The following is a 15,072-nucleotide window of genomic DNA, read 5'->3' on the forward strand; positions in this document are numbered from 1 at the left end:
GTTTTCTTTGCCTTATGAATCTTGACCTGAGCCTGATAAATATTCTAATTCTTTTCGGTGCGATCCAGGGCTTGATTTTTTCTGTTTTGCTTTTCACTTCCAAGCGACATCCCGGTGCATTTTATCTGGCATTGGTGATGCTTGCCCTGGTTTACAATGGCTTGGAAACCTTCAACTGGAGTTCAGGTCTGGAGAACCACATTCTTTTTTTTGACTTTTATCCCTTCGTGACGATTTTCTTGATCGGACCTGGATTCTACGGCTATTTTCAGGCGCTTTACGGGCGGGAGAATCTTATTACCAAAAACCAGAAAGCACTTTTGTTCGCACCCTTCTTTTTTCAGTTTTTGTATTTGACAGTTGGATGGATTGGTACATTGCTCACGCTGTACGGAATACTAGACTTGAGGATTTCACTTGACTGGATGATGAAAGTGTACCTGATCTACAGCGAACCCTGGAGCTTGCTGGTATTTCTCGCATTCCTGGGGGTTTCGCTTAAGGATTTTTCAAAAAACCCTGTAGATACAGCAACCGACAAAAAATCTATTCAAAGGGCTAAGGAGATCAGATCTTGGGTGAAAAACCTGCTGATTTTTATGGTTTTCCTGGGAGCGCTTTGGACGGCAACTTTGCTGGTTCCTTACCTCGTGGAATGGCCATTTGAATGGTCCCACTACTATCCCGTGGAGATTTTTCTGGTGATTTTTCTTTATTGGATTGCCATCGTGGGCTATTCCAAACTGAAAACTATCCAATATCCAGAGACTAACGGAAAGACGGCAACCGGAATATCCCAAACCAGTGAATCAGTTGAAACCCTTCGCCTGATCACCCAAGCGATGCAAGTGGATAAGTTGTATCTAAATCCTGAACTCAGTCTGGCGATTTTGGCGCAACACACCGGGCTTCCGGCCAAATCGATTTCTTTGACACTTAACCAGCTTGCAGGGACCAACTTCAACGATTATGTGAATATGTTCCGGGTGGAGGCCTTTTGCTCTGAAATTCAAAAAGAAGAAAACAGCAAATTAACTCTTGCCGGAGTTGCCTCACGCTGCGGGTTCAATTCTCCTGCCACCTTCCAGCGGACTTTCAAAAAGCTTAAAGGCGAAACCCCAAAAGTCTTCGCAAACCGGCAAAAGGAAGGTTTAACCTCCATTTGAGCAGGAATTGACCTCTCAAATCCGGATTTGATCGCTAAGAATCGGATTTGACCTCCACCGATTGCTCCAATCTCCCGTTTTTTGAAGCTTGAATCGTTTTATTTAGCTTCAATCCTCATGAACCAACTTTATTTGAAATTTTGCTTCCTCTTATTCATTTGTCTGGGGATCACTGCTGAGACTTTTGCCCAGCAGATTTTCCGGGGAAAAGTAGTCAATCTCACAACCCAGGAGGAGGTCCCTTTTGCCCATATCTACTTTCCCGAGCTGGACCAAGGGGCCATTGCCGGCTTGAAAGGGGATTTTGAGCTTCAGTTGCCTGCTATTGTCAATGAGCAAACTCCGGTGATTTTTTCCTGCATGGGCTTCAAAACCGTGCAAATGAACTGGACCTCAAGCCTTGGAACTGTGAAAGTGGAATTGCAGGAGGAGTTTTTGGAACTTCAGGGTGTAGTGGTAAAGCCCGAAGATCCAGCCGAACTAATTCGGGAAGGGGGAAGGAGAATTGCTGAAAACTACGGAACTGACAGTTCCTTTTACCAAGGGTATTTTAAGAATGTTTCGATTTTGGATGGGAAAAATCTGAGATACACCGAGGCATATCTTGACTTGATCAAGCCTCCATATGAAATCCATAATCAGGAAGAGGATTTGTTTAACGACTCCATCCATGTGCGGGAAGTCCGAACCAAACCCTCCGAATTTGATGATTGGAAAGTCATGATGTTGACTCCCTGGGAGCTAAACACCTATTTTTTAACGAACAGAGATGTGGCAAGGGAATTTACGTCTACCTATTGGGTGGGAATTTTCGCAAGCAGTTACACTTTTGAATTGGAGGATCCTGTGTTGATTGATGGCCGTGCCACTTATAAAATCAAGCTGACCCCGCTCAAAAACAAGAAGTATGCAAACTGGTTGGGGCATTTGTTTCTGGATCAGGAAACTCTGGCTTTTGTAAAATTTGATTTTCGATCCAGTCCCAAGCTTTTCAAGAAACTGACCAATGAATTTGGCTACCAAGTGGTGACGAATTTGTACAAATTCCACTACAACGAAGGCGAATGGAGAGAGGTGATTCAGTACCGATACAAAGACGGAATATGGAAATTTGATGAGGTCAACTCAAGCAAGCATTTCGTGGTGACGAGCAAGCAACGAGGGATGGACCATGTGCCACTGGTACAAACGCTGCACTACAAAACTGAGTATGAGTCGACGATGCCAAAAGGAGTGGACTTTGACTTTTTACCCCATGATGTCGGTCAGGCTAATACCTATTTTGAGAAAAACTTCAGGGCTGATTTTTGGAGGGCATTTGACTTTTCCCGAGGAATCGAAATGGATGAGAAAATATACGGGTTCAAGTCCTCTGATTTTGAACCCAAACCCTATGAATTCTCCAAATTCGATACGCTAAAAGGTACGCTTACTCCACTGAGGACCGCTTTTGATGTAGGATTTTACCACTTGGATGTGGAAGTTTTTCCTGAGGAAGAACTCCTCGCCGGCAGCAGTTTGGTTAGGTTTAAAGTGACGGAACAGACCCAGAGAATTCAGTTGGATCTCTATTCCAAGATGGACATCGACAGCATTGTTCATCAAGGCCAAAACCTTTCTTTTTCGAGGGAATTTGATGCTGTTTTTATTGATTTTCCAAAGATGCTTTCTCTGGGAAATACCGAGGAAGTGACCGTCTTCTTCCGGGGAAGGCCCTTGGACTACGATCCGATGATCCCGATGTATGCTTCTTTTCTATGGATCAAAGACGAAAAGGGAAATCCCTTTATTCAGGCCATTTGTCAGGGTTACGGCGCAAGCGGATGGTGGCCAAACAAAGACCACCTTTCAGACGAACCCGATTCAGCGCGGATCAGCATTACGTTTCCATCGGACCTAAAAGCGGTTTCCAACGGGCGAAAAACCGAAGAAACTCAACTCGGAAACGGTAAATCCCGCACTACTTGGGAGGTGAGCTACCCGATCAACAATTACAACCTGATCCTGAATCTCGGGAAGTATGAAACCCTGACTAAAATGGTGGCCTCACAAGAAGGGGAATTGGATGTGGAATATCACTTTGTGGAAGGGCATCGGGAAATCACCGAGCAGAAATCCGAGTTTATTGTCCCGGTGTTGGAGACTTTTGAGAAGTATTTTGGGCCTTATCCTTTTCCCCGGGATGGGGTTAAGTTTTTGGAAACTCCCCATGCCATGGAGCATCAAAGTGCTGTGGCTTTAGGAACTGAGTTTTTCCGGCAGGAGGAAAAAAACTGGACCGAGTTTACTGACGGGGATTTTGCGAAAAGCTGGATTCCTTCCCAGATTCTACTTCATGAGTTTGCCCATGAATGGTGGGGAAACAGCGTGAGTTGCGGTGACAACGCTGAACTTTGGCTTCACGAAGCTTTTGCGACTTATGCCGAGGTGCTTTTTATCGAGGAGCACTTTGGCTACGAATCCGGTCAGGTGTACATCAATTCCATCTGGCCAAAAGGCGACAATCCAAACCCGATTATCGGCAAGTTTGGCCTCAATCATGTGCACTACAATATTTGGGGGATGTATGACAAGGGAGCTCATGTGCTGAATTCTCTGCGCAAAATGCTGGGGGATGATCCCGTTTGGTTTGCTTTTCTGAAAGAAATCCAAAGCAAATTCAAGTATCAAAAGATCACTACTTCTGATATCCTAAACCTGCTCAATGAGCGAAGTGGAAAGAATTTTTCTAAGGTCTTTGATTACTACCTAAAGGAGACCAGTCTGCCCAAGTTGGAGTATTTCCTTGAAAAGACGGAAGGTGGTTTCAATGTGAATTACCGCTTGAATGTGAATCTGGGTGAGGTGAGGATTCCTGTGACTTATTCGGGGAAAAAGGGTCCAGCTGAGAAACTATTCCCGACCTCGGAATGGCAGAAAACCCTGATTCAAAAAGGGAAAATGGAGGACTTCCGGTTCGATGAAAAGAGCTTTTTGCTGGATTTTGAGCGGGTGGAAAAACCGAAACAAGATTAACCAATGCAAGAAAAGTGGTCTGTGAAGACACAGACCACGGCGATAGAGAATCAGGAATAATCCCAAAATGTGTGATCGAAATCCTACGGTATCACATTCTTTTTTTGAGAAAATGCTAAAGATTTTCAGAGAATACGGAGTGCTAAATGTCACTATGAAAAATCAGGTTTGAAGTTCATTTTGAGGAGATTCCCCCTTTTCCAAAAGGGGGCTAGGGGGATTCTTCAAAATGGAATCAAAAAATAAATATCTCAATTCATTTGCGCAAACACTTGCTTGCATTATATTTGCAAGCACCTACTTGCGTATCATGGAGACCCGAAGAGATGTATTTCAAGCCATAGCCGACCCAACCCGAAGGGCAATCCTGGGCATGGTTGCCAAGGAAGCCACAAATGTCAATGCCATAGCAGGTCAGTTTGAGGTGAGCCGACAGGCGATTTCTCTTCATTTAAAAATTTTGGCAGAATGCGGACTCCTTCAAATCAAGCAGCAGGGGCGGGAAAGAATCTGCGAAGCCAGACTGGAAAACCTTGCCGAAGTCAATCGGTGGGTTTCCCAATACCGCAAATTTTGGACGAATAAACTGGACGCTTTGGAAAACTATTTGGACACAACTTTTAGCACAGACTCACATGAAAAATCTGGGGAAAATATCGAAGGAAAATGACGGCTTTAAAGTCGTTTTTGAGCGGATTCTTAATCATCCCATTGAGCGGGTTTGGGACGCGATTTCCAATCCCGAGCAATTAAAATATTGGTTTACAGACATTGATTTTGAGGCAATTCCGGGAAGTAGAATCACTTTTAAGTTTAGAGACAAGGACCATACGGAGTCTTATGGTGAGGTGGTCAGCATGGATCCGCCCCATCGGTTTGTTTGGACTTGGGAGGGCGAACTGGGAGTTTGGGAGCTCGTTTCGAAAGATGAATTTTCGACTAAACTGACTTTCTCCTACAGTAAAATCTCCGGCGATTATGCTGTCAATGTATCGACAGGATTCCACGATTTGCTCGATCTGCTGGTGCTCAGGTTGGATGGAAGTGATGCTATTTATCCATTTGGGGCGGAGGAAAGTGAACCTTCATCAGTTCCTTTGAAGATTCATTATGCAGCTCAGATTAGTGACTCTCACCCTGAAGTTTTGAAACACCAGCCTGTGGTCGTGGAGAAGGAAGTGGGAGCGTCCAAGGAGAAAGTATGGAAAGCACTGACCGAAAAGGCTCAAATGCGCCATTGGTATTTTGATGTGGATGGGTTTGATGCAGTGGAAGGATTTCAGTTCCAATTTGTGGGACAAGGTACCAAAGGGCAGGATTTTGTGCATCTCTGCACCATTACGGAAGTCATTCCTGAACATAAACTGCAATACAGCTGGCAATACGAAGGATTTCCGGGTTACTCCTTGGTAACCTTCTTTTTGACAGAAACTGCGACCGGAACAAAAATCAAAGTCACCCACCTCGGGCTTGAAACTTTCCCCCAGGAAACCCAAGATTTTGCGAGAGAGAACTTTGTCATGGGCTGGAATGAAATTATAGGAAAGTTGCTTCCGGATTATTTGGCATTAAAATAAAGGAAATACCCTTCGTTAAATAAGCTCCATGCTGTCTCGAAATAAGCTTCGTGAGCTAGTACAAGGAGCCTATTTCAGCCCTATTTGGCGTAGCGTATTTCAACTTTATTTCCATTGAATCTCGCTCAGCCCTAGCCTCAATTATCCACCTTTGTCGTATCAGGCTTTGGTTTCGGTTTTGTCATCAGGCCTTTCAACAGGTTTTTGGCTTCATCCACAGCTTTGTCGGTTGTCTTTTTGGTCAACTCTTTTTTGAGACTGTCCTGGAAGACTTCCGCCTTCAATTTAAGCTCCTGCTTGATGCTGTCTTGCGCTGCCTGAAACTCTGCTGTCGCTTTTTCCTGCAAATTTTCCTTCTCGGAATCGAATCTTGATTTCAAGGCATTCGCTAACAATGTCTCGATGCTGTTACCTCCCGCAAGGCTGATTTTCGGCTGGGTATAGGTGCCTGATAAATTGATCGCCACAGGAATCAAGGTTGATTCTGTCGCCTCCGCACCGGAAATGGTCGCTAAAATGGAGTTGGCCTGAGCTCCAAATTGACCAGCGGGCACCTGCATATTGAGCAAGTAATTGATAGATCCGTCAAATCCCGCACTGCCTTGAATATTGGTTTCATAATCCCACAGCCGCAAATCAAATGGCTTCACTTCCATTCGACCATCCTGGATCACAATCGGAATGTTCAGGTTTTTCAGTTGGAGGGTGCTGGCATCTTTGAGACGGGTCAGGCTGGTAACTCCTGCCAGAATCTTACTGTCCCTGAGTGCGGCTTCTGCGACTTTCAGGATTCCCTGCACATCGATGGAGGAAAGCATCGGCATCATGTTTTGGCCCAAAAAGCCGGAAAAACTGATGTTGGTCGAGACTTTTCCGGTGATTTCATTGGCAATCGGCGCAAAGGCTTTGACCGTTGCAAAACTTTGAAATGCCTTGGCAATGCTTAACTCAGAGATATCCATATTGAAATCAAACAACGGGGCAGCCAGGTTTCGCGGGTCATAATTCCCGTTCAGTTTTATCCTTCCGTCCAGCGTTTTCATCCCCGTCTCGGAGAAAGTTAAAACTCCGTTTCTCAGGACCATATTTCCGCTGACTTCCTTCAGATTCAGGTTTTCATAAATCACCTCATCTGCCGCCAAACTCATGGTGAAATCTATGTTTTCGGGAAGTTGGACCACTTCCAATTCAGTACTACTTGTGTCGGATTCAGTGCTGCTCATCCATTCATTGACATCAAAACTGGAACTGTTCAATGACAACTGCCCTGTTAAAATTCCTTTTTCGGAAAGCAAATAGTCCATGTAATTGGAAAGGTATCCGCTGGCTTCAAGGGGACTTTTTCCCAGTTGGGATTTGAATTGGGCGAGGTTTGCCCGTTGCGGATTGAAGTCAGCATGGGCTTCAGAAATCCGAATGCCCTGCGGATATTCTGTTGAAGAATAGAATAAATTCCGGACATCCATTATGCCGGAGGCTTGCAGACGCTCGTAGCGTTCTTTTTCCACGTCGGCGTAGGAACCTGAACTCTTTAGATCGGCTTTGATCAAGCCTTCCAATTTGGTATCTGCAATCGGGAAGATTGCTGTCAGTTTCTTCAAATCCACTCCACCTGACACAGCTCCATTCCAGTTCAGTGCTTCAAAATCGTTGATTTTCAGGTTTCCTTCAATCTTTTCACCTTCCAGGTCAAAGCCAAACGAACTGACATCTACCAGAAAATCCTGCATCGTACCCGTCTGATTTAAGATCGTTGCTTTGGCGTGAAGTTGCTCGAGCGGAACCGGATAGTCAGTGTTTTGCACAAACCCATCTTCCAGATTCAAGCGGATATCCATGCTCGGAAGTACTTTCATCGTCGAATCGTAGCGGCCCTTTGCGCTGGCATTGAAGTCTAGGATTCCCGCCAATTGTGTCTTGTCAATGGGAAAAATGGACGTCAATTCCTTCAGATTAAGTCTGCCGTTCAATTTTCCTTCCATGTCATAATCTCTGAGATTGGCCAGTTTGAAATCGCCTGAGAGCGGATTGGAACCCAAGTTCATGGAAAAAACCGGGATGGAAATGCTGGTGTTTTCGATGGCTGAGCTTTCATTTTTTGCCTGAAAATTCAGATTGATATCCTTGACAGGCATCGGCAGATCGGGATATTGAAACATCCCGTCTTTGACCTCCAATTGGACATCAAAAGCCGGGAATTGGGTTTCGTTGTACATTCCTTTGACAAAGCCCTGAAAGCCGAGTGTTCCGGAGGTTTGAATAGAAGAGAAACTTTCCGTGTAGATCCCCGGCACAAGCGAAAGGATATTTTTGAAATCGGTCTGCTCGCTGCCAAAGGTGAGATCCATGGCAATCCCATCTTCGGGAAGCCCGATCACGCCGCTCAGATCAAAGAGGAACTCATTAAGTCCAAAATGGCCGTCTGCCAGCGTAAACTTCATCTGCTCAAGATCCACTTGCAGCAAAGTTTCTCCTGTGAATTTTTTATCAGTTAGGTAGTGAACTCCCTCGTAATTCACATCGGCGATGGTTGCTTTTAGCTCCAGTGGCAAGTCATAGACATCAGACGTAAATTCACCGCTTCCCTTCGCCTCAATACCTGCCAAAGCCATGACAAACTGCATGGATCGGTCGTCGTAGATCAGATTGACATCGCTTACTTCGATGAGGTCAATTCCCAGTTGGAAGTTGCTTTCAGTTGCAGGTTCTGATTCGGCGGATTCTTTGGCAATGTCATAATTGGCCAGGCCGTCTTCGAGGACTTTGATGTAAATATCGCCTCCATTCAGACGAAGGCCTGTCAAAGTGGGATAATCGTCAAAAAGGATGGATTTGAGATTGAAGTCAAGAGCCAACTCCTCTGCATGAACCAAGGTGTCGTTTTCAAAAGGTTCCAGTCCCACAATACCGAAATCGCCAAATGCAGCACTGACGGAGGGAAAGCTTCGAAATAAACTCAGCGAAACCTGATCCACGTCGTAGTAGATTTTGGCATTGAGTGCCTGATCAAGTTCCTGATTGACCCGGGCGATGATTTTGTCTTTGAACAAAAAAGGGATGGCGACCGCCCCCGCAACCAAGAAAACCAGAATTCCCAAAAATATAAGAATGAACTTCTTCATAATTGAATTTCAATTGTCGAATTATCTAACGAACGAAAGGTGGAATTAATTCAGTGGAAGCAAAGAGGGTGGAAGCTTTTAAAGTATTGCTAGGAGAGATTTGATTTTTCAAATTAGGATTTTTTGCCACTAAGACTCTAAGACACAAAGTTTTTTTAAATTAAGGTTAACAAGCCATACCAATTTATGAGTTACGGAAAGCCAACTGATTTTGAAGAAGAAATAGGAAAAGCAGTTGTTCATGCTGCATTTACAGTCCATAAATCACTTGGGCCTGGGCTTTTAGAACGTGTGTACGAAGTATGTATGGAACATGAACTTAAAAAAAATGGCTTTGAGGTTAGACGGCAAGTTGACATTCCGATTTGTTATGATGGAATTTGGTTCGATGAAGGTTTAAGATTGGATTTGTTGATAAATGAGCGGGTAATTGTCGAACTCAAAGCAGTTGATGTTGTAAATCCAGTATGGCAAGCCCAAATCATAAGCCATCTAAAACTTTCCAAATTGAATCTTGGGTACTTGATTAATTTCAATGTTCCTGTTATAAAAAGTGGTATCAAAAGATTTATCAATTGAAAAACCAATCAAATCCCTCTTTGTGCATTTGCGATTTAGTGGCCAAAAATTGCACATCACTTCTTTGCGATTTTGTGCCTTAGTGGCAAACAAAAAGCCTGAGCGATGGCCCAGGCGATTTGGTTCAAAAAGCCGTGGTCTATGTCTCCACAGACCACTATATTCTTTAAATCACATCTTCAAATTCTGCATCTCCAATTGCGGCGCAAATGGCTGCTCGTAATACCTTTTTCCAGTCGCTTTGTAAAGCGAATTGGCCACTGCGGCAAAGACAGGAGGGAAGAAGGGTTCTCCCAATCCGGTCGGATCTTCTTTGCTGTCTACAAAGTAAACCTCAATCTTTTTTGGAGCTTCCTTATGACGGATCATGCGATACTTGTCGAAATTGGTCTTCGTTGCTACCCCATTTTCAAAGGCTAACTCTCCGAAAAAGGCATTGCCAATGCCATCTACAATCGCACCTTCACCCATGTTGGTGGCTGAATCCGGATTGACCACAATACCGCAATCAACGGCTGCATAGACTTTTTCTACGACAGGTTTGGAATCTACAATCTTGGTGTCCACTACCTCTGCCACGTAGGAATTATGGCAGAAATAGGCCGAAACACCACGGTGAACGCCTGCTGCCGGAGTGTTCCAGTTGGATTTGTCACGTACCAGTTCGAGCACGCCCGCATATCTCTTGGCATCGTAATCATTGTTTTCACCTACCGGATTGGTCTCCGCACGCTTAAGAAGTTCCAAGCGGAAGGCGATCGGATCTTTCTCCATCACCTCTGCCAATTCATCCAGAAAGCTTTGCTCAGCGGCGGCCATGAAGTTAGAACGGGGAGCACGGAAAGCACCGACGGTAATATTGGATGGTATTTCCCAAGCTTCCGCCAGGTAGTTGTCAATAGCTCCGGCTGGAAACCGATTGGCATGGAGTGGGGATTCGGGGACACCACCTGCTTTCACATGGAGGGCCAAGAGATTGTTGTTTTCATCCAAAGCTGCCCGATAAGTTGCCGAATAAGTGGGGCGATAGATGCCATACGTCATTTCGTCCTCACGGGTATAGACCATTTTGACCGGAGCTGCGATTTTTTGGGAAATTAAAGCTGCTTCCAACAAGTGGTGGCCATAGGCTCTTAAACCAAATCCTCCGCCCATTCGGGCTAGATTGATTTTGATGTTTTCTTTAGGTATTCCCAACCGATCAGCTAAGGCTGCACTCATTGGCTCGGGCCATTGGGTAGGTCCATAAAGTTCGGCCTTTTCAGCAGTCACATGGGCAAAAAAGTTGGCAGGTTCCATGGTGTTGTGGGCCAGGAAAGGAGCAGTATAGGTTTTTTCCAATACTTTTGCTGCCTTTTTAAATGCTCCCTCAGGATCACCGTCTCTTCGGACAACATTTCCGGGCTTTTGGGTATATTCGGCCATTTTTTCCCGATGGTTTGCTGAGCTTTCCAGTCCTTCAGGAACGGTTACTTTGTAAGGATTTCTACCTCCAAATCCCGTCATGGTGAAGCTTGATTCAGGAGCATTTTCCCATTCGACTTTCAGATTCTTTTTTGCCTGGAAAACTTCCCACGTGGAATTTCCTACTACAACCAGAAGTTCGGGGAAGGTCGCGACATCAAAGAAGGTTCTCACATAGTTTTCATTGAAAATGTTGATTGTGAAGACCTCTTGAATCCCCGACATTCCTAAAACATAAGAGGCATCAAACGACTTTACCTTCATCCCAAAAGCAGGAGGATGTACGATGGCCGCGTACTTCATTCCTTCTACTTTGTAGTCAATCCCGAAAAGCGGTTTGCCAGTCACAATTTTTTCGGCCTCAACATTTTTCTTCGAGTTACCGATGATTTTGAAATCGGTAATGTCTTTTAATTTGGGGTTTTCCGGTACCTCAATCGCAGTGGCCAAGGACGCCATTTCACCGTAGTGGGCCTTTTTCCCACTTCCCTTGTGCTCCAGGATTCCAGCTGAAGTGGTGATTTCTGAGGCGGGAACATTCCAGATTTGTGCTGCTGCGCCAACGAGCATGGCTCTGGCCGTGGCTCCCGCTGTCCGAAGTGGTGTCCATCCCTGGCGGATAGATTGGCTACCTCCGGCAGACTGTCGTTGGAATCGCTGGGAATCAAAATTGCCCTGCTCGACGATCACTTTTTTCCAATCCACATCCAGTTCCTCGGCAAGGATCATAGGCATGGATGTTTTTACGTTCTGTCCAAATTCAGGAGAAGAGCTATAAAGTGTCACGACGCCGTTTTCCCCGATTTTGATATAGCTGTTGAGCTCAAACCATTCCTTTGGCATCGCCAAAAGCTCCTCCTCTGTGGTAGGTTTGCATCCCGCCAGCCAGCTAAAGCTGAGTACCATGCCTCCGCCAGCCAGTGCTGACACTTTCAAAAATGACCTGCGGTCCAATTTTTTATCTAAAGTTGTCATTGGTTTATCGGATTAAAGGTTTTGGGAGGCAGTGATCACAGCGGCTTTGATTCGGGTATAAGTGCCGCATCGACAGATGTTACCGTTCATTGCGTTTTCGATTTCTTCCTCTGAAGGATTTGGGTTTTGCTGAAGCAAAGCTGCCGCTGTCATGATTTGACCGGCCTGGCAATAGCCACATTGGGGCACATCGTGTTCCATCCAGGCTTTTTGCACCGGATGGTCGCCAGTTTCGGAAAGTCCTTCAATGGTGGTGATTTGAGAATCTTGGGCAGATGAAACTGGAAGCTGGCAGGAGCGAACCGCATTACCGTCCAAGTGGATGGTGCAGGCACCGCACTGGGCAATGCCGCAGCCGAATTTGGTTCCCACCAAGTCCAGGTGATCTCTCAAGACCCAAAGCATGGGGGTGTTGGGATCCACGTCTACCTGTTGGGATTTACCGTTGATGTTGAGATTGAAAATGGCCATAGTTGTTAAAATTTAAGAATTCAAGTTAGAGTTTTTATGAGTGATGACCTTACGGAAATCAAACATAAGTTTTTATAAATCAAGCGGATCTGGATAAACGCTGGTCTGGATTTGCAATCCAGACCAATTATCATTGGAATTTGTAATTCCAATTTCTCTGGTTATGTCTTGTGTTTTCACTGACCAACACATGTTTCCTTCTCCGTTGCGCTGGTTTTTTAATTTGCCTTCCAAATCTAGATTCCAGACCAGCGCTGAAATCATGTGTATTCTCATTCGCCAGGGGTTAAAACCCCTGGCTATTACAAATTCGCCCCTACAGGGCTATTCTTTCAACTCTCCAATTGCTTTGCAAAAGGCTGATCGTAAAGCCGCTTGCCAGTCGCCTGATACAGCGCATTGGCCAAAGCGGCAAAAACCGGTGGATAGGCTGGCTCCCCCAAACCTGTGGGGTCACGCTGATTTTCCACGAAATAGGTCTCAATCGCTTTTGGAGCCTCTGTCATCCGGATCATCCTGTATCGGTCAAAATTACTTCGGTCCGGCGCTCCGTTTTCAAACTTCAATTCCCCAAACAGGGCAGTACCGATTCCATCTACAACCGCACCTTCGCAGAGGTTTTTCGCAGCATCAGGATTGACGACTAATCCGCAGTCGACGGTCTGAATGACTTTTTCGACCTGAACCTTCCCATTTTCCACTTTCAGATCTACCACCTGAGCAGCGTAGCTATTGTGGCAGAAATAAGCCGAAACACCACGGGAAATCCCGGATTGAGTTTGACCCCAATTGGCTTTTTCTTTCAGCAATTCCAAAACTTTGGCAAATCGCTCTGCATCGTAGTCGTTGTTTTCACCCACTGGCTTGTCCTTTGCTTTTTGCAAAAGCTCCAACCGAAACTCGATCGGATCTTTATCGGCTGCCTCGGCTACTTCGTCTATAAAAGACTGCTCGGCTGCAGCGATAAAGTTGGACCTTGGGGCCCGAAAGGAACCCACGGTAATGTTGGATGGGACAGTCCATTCCTCAGCCCAGTAATTTTCCACGGCTCCTGCCGGGAATCGGTTGGCATAGAGCGGAGGCTCCACCAAACCGCCTGCATTCACATGAAATCCGATCAGATTATTGTCTTTGTCCAAGGCCGCCCGATAAGTAGCCTGGTACATGGGGCGGTAGATTCCTCCTGTCATGTCATCCTCCCGGGCGTAAATCAACTTGATGGGCGCGTTCATTTTTTGTGAAATCACCGCCGCCTCGATCAGCCAATGTGCATAGGATCTGCGCCCATAGCCTCCGCCCAGCCGGGTCATTTCGATGTTGATATTTTCGACAGGAATTCCCAATCGGGAAGAAAGGGCCTGTTCGGTCAGTTCGGGTTTCTGAAGTGGACCGGCACAATCGACTTTATCTCCTTGCACATGTGCAAAGAAATTCATCGGTTCCATGCAGTTGTGTGCAAGGAAGGGACCATTATAGGTTCGTTCGATGACTTTTGCAGCTTGCTTAAAAGCTGTTTCAGGATCTCCGTCTTTCCGGACTGTTTTGGCTTTCTTGGAAGCTTCGGCCATTTTTTGCCTTTGTTCCGGCTCATTTTCCAATCCTGCTGGGATGGTCCGGTTTTCTTTTCGACTTCCCCAGTCCCGTTTTTCTTCAAAAGTGGAAAAAGGCTCCCATTCCACATTGACGGCCTTTTTGGCTTTCATCACTTCCCAAGTGGAATTACCGACGATAGCGACCAAATCCGTAAAGCTGGTGGTGTCAAAGAAGGTCCGCTCGTACTCGTCTTGGTGGGACTTGATCTGGAAGATGTCCCGAATACCAGGAAGGCTTTTGGCAGTCGCAGCATCAATTGATTTCAACTTCATGCCATGGGCAGGAGGATGGATGATCATGGCGAAAAGCATTCCCTCTTTTTTGTAGTCTATTCCAAAGAGCGGTTTACCGGTGACGATGTTTTTTGCCTCCACGTTTTTGTGTGAGGTTCCAATGATTTTAAAATCCTTGATTTCTTTCAGTTTGAATTCTTCAGGGACGGGTAATGTGGCAGCCAGAGTTGCCATTTCTCCGTAATGGGCCTTTTTATTGCTTCCCGTGTGAATCAAAAACCCAGGTTCGGTTCTGATTTCTGAGGCAGGAACTTTCCATGTTTGCGCAGCTGCATTAATCAACAATTGTCTTGCGGTGGCTCCGGCCGTTCGCAAAGCCGTCCAACCCATGCGAATGGCCTGACTTCCTCCTATGTACTGGCGAGTAAAATTATCCGTATCCAAAGGAGCCTGCTCGACAATCACCTTAGTCCAGTCGGCATCGAGCTCTTCGGCAACGATCATCGGCATGGAGGTTTTGATATTTTGACCGCCTTCGGGATTGGGAGACATGAGTGTGACCAGGCCGTTTTCCCCGATGCGGATATAGCCATTGAGCTTAAACCATTCCTTTGGCAGCCCTAGTGTTTCCTCCGAGTTTGGTTTGCAACTTGCCAGCAAATTAAAGCTCAACATCATTCCCCCTCCCGCCAAAGCAGAGACTTTGAGGAAGGATCTTCGGTTGAGTTTGGAGTTTAGGGTAGTCATCGTCTGAGAGGTTTTAACCTTTACGTTCTCTATCTGATCCATATGCAGTCAATGAACCATCTTCTGGATTGAATTTTTGCAAGATTGTAAGCAGTTTTAATTTATATAAAATTCTCCGCTACGGACTTAC

The 15,072-nt window shown here is 45.6% G+C and carries 9 protein-coding genes; 5 read left to right on the forward strand and 4 right to left on the reverse strand.

Translation table 11 applies throughout. The annotated features are described in order from the left end of the window. The first annotated feature begins 14 nt into the window (after nucleotides 1–14). From B0E43_RS24435 to B0E43_RS24450, 4 genes are all read left to right on the forward strand, one after another. Nucleotides 15–1,166: an AraC family transcriptional regulator gene (locus B0E43_RS24435; protein ID WP_077346409.1), complete on the forward strand. Its 1,152-nt coding sequence runs from the start codon at nucleotides 15–17 to the stop codon at nucleotides 1,164–1,166. Nucleotides 1,167–1,283: 117 nt separating this feature from the next. Next, on the forward strand, nucleotides 1,284–4,181 hold the full coding sequence (locus tag B0E43_RS24440) for a M1 family aminopeptidase (protein ID WP_077346410.1): 2,898 nt from the start codon (nucleotides 1,284–1,286) through the stop codon (nucleotides 4,179–4,181). A gap of 310 nt (nucleotides 4,182–4,491) precedes the next feature. Continuing rightward, the gene (locus B0E43_RS24445) at nucleotides 4,492–4,851 is read left to right on the forward strand and encodes a helix-turn-helix transcriptional regulator (RefSeq protein WP_077346548.1); all 360 of its coding nucleotides are present in this window, start codon (nucleotides 4,492–4,494) and stop codon (nucleotides 4,849–4,851) included. Continuing rightward, complete coding sequence (locus B0E43_RS24450) at nucleotides 4,817–5,758, forward strand: SRPBCC family protein (RefSeq protein ID WP_077346411.1); 942 nt, start codon at nucleotides 4,817–4,819, stop codon at nucleotides 5,756–5,758. The genes B0E43_RS24445 and B0E43_RS24450 overlap by 35 nt, the downstream gene beginning before the upstream one ends. Before the next feature lie 137 nt (nucleotides 5,759–5,895). Here the strand turns inward: B0E43_RS24450 and B0E43_RS24455 are convergent, their stop codons facing one another. Next, nucleotides 5,896–8,880 (reverse strand): AsmA family protein, encoded by a 2,985-nt coding sequence (locus tag B0E43_RS24455; protein ID WP_077346412.1) that lies wholly within the window; start codon nucleotides 8,878–8,880, stop codon nucleotides 5,896–5,898. Between the two features lie 186 nt (nucleotides 8,881–9,066). Between B0E43_RS24455 and B0E43_RS24460 the strand changes: the two genes are divergently transcribed. Next, complete coding sequence (locus B0E43_RS24460) at nucleotides 9,067–9,459, forward strand: GxxExxY protein (protein ID WP_077346413.1); 393 nt, start codon at nucleotides 9,067–9,069, stop codon at nucleotides 9,457–9,459. A 171-nt stretch (nucleotides 9,460–9,630) separates the two neighbouring features. On the opposite strand, the gene B0E43_RS24465 is transcribed toward B0E43_RS24460, so the two are convergent. The 3 genes from B0E43_RS24465 to B0E43_RS24475 form a co-directional block, all read right to left on the reverse strand. Further along, on the reverse strand, nucleotides 9,631–11,898 hold the full coding sequence (locus tag B0E43_RS24465; RefSeq protein WP_077346414.1) for a molybdopterin cofactor-binding domain-containing protein: 2,268 nt from the start codon (nucleotides 11,896–11,898) through the stop codon (nucleotides 9,631–9,633). Between the two features lie 12 nt (nucleotides 11,899–11,910). Continuing rightward, entirely contained in the window at nucleotides 11,911–12,369 is a 459-nt protein-coding gene (locus B0E43_RS24470) for a (2Fe-2S)-binding protein (RefSeq protein WP_077346415.1), read from the reverse strand. A 332-nt stretch (nucleotides 12,370–12,701) separates the two neighbouring features. Further along, nucleotides 12,702–14,942, reverse strand: a complete 2,241-nt coding sequence (locus tag B0E43_RS24475) for a xanthine dehydrogenase family protein molybdopterin-binding subunit (RefSeq protein ID WP_077346550.1) — start codon at nucleotides 14,940–14,942, stop codon at nucleotides 12,702–12,704. Nucleotides 14,943–15,072 lie beyond the last annotated feature (130 nt).

It is taken from the genome of Algoriphagus sp. A40 (genome assembly GCF_002002735.1).
GTDB lineage: Bacteria > Bacteroidota > Bacteroidia > Cytophagales > Cyclobacteriaceae > Algoriphagus.

Excerpts from the sequence above, each read along its gene's own strand:
- B0E43_RS24450 (WP_077346411.1), top strand. The coding sequence starts at position 4,817 with ATGAAAAATCTGGGGAAAATATCGAAGGAAAATGACGGCTTTAAAGTC.
- B0E43_RS24475 (WP_077346550.1), bottom strand. The coding sequence starts at position 14,942 with ATGACTACCCTAAACTCCAAACTCAACCGAAGATCCTTCCTCAAAGTC.
- B0E43_RS24470 (WP_077346415.1), bottom strand. The coding sequence starts at position 12,369 with ATGGCCATTTTCAATCTCAACATCAACGGTAAATCCCAACAGGTAGAC.
- B0E43_RS24460 (WP_077346413.1), top strand. The coding sequence starts at position 9,067 with ATGAGTTACGGAAAGCCAACTGATTTTGAAGAAGAAATAGGAAAAGCA.
- B0E43_RS24440 (WP_077346410.1), top strand. The coding sequence starts at position 1,284 with ATGAACCAACTTTATTTGAAATTTTGCTTCCTCTTATTCATTTGTCTG.
- B0E43_RS24455 (WP_077346412.1), bottom strand. The coding sequence starts at position 8,880 with ATGAAGAAGTTCATTCTTATATTTTTGGGAATTCTGGTTTTCTTGGTT.
- B0E43_RS24435 (WP_077346409.1), top strand. The coding sequence starts at position 15 with ATGAATCTTGACCTGAGCCTGATAAATATTCTAATTCTTTTCGGTGCG.
- B0E43_RS24465 (WP_077346414.1), bottom strand. The coding sequence starts at position 11,898 with ATGACAACTTTAGATAAAAAATTGGACCGCAGGTCATTTTTGAAAGTG.
- B0E43_RS24445 (WP_077346548.1), top strand. The coding sequence starts at position 4,492 with ATGGAGACCCGAAGAGATGTATTTCAAGCCATAGCCGACCCAACCCGA.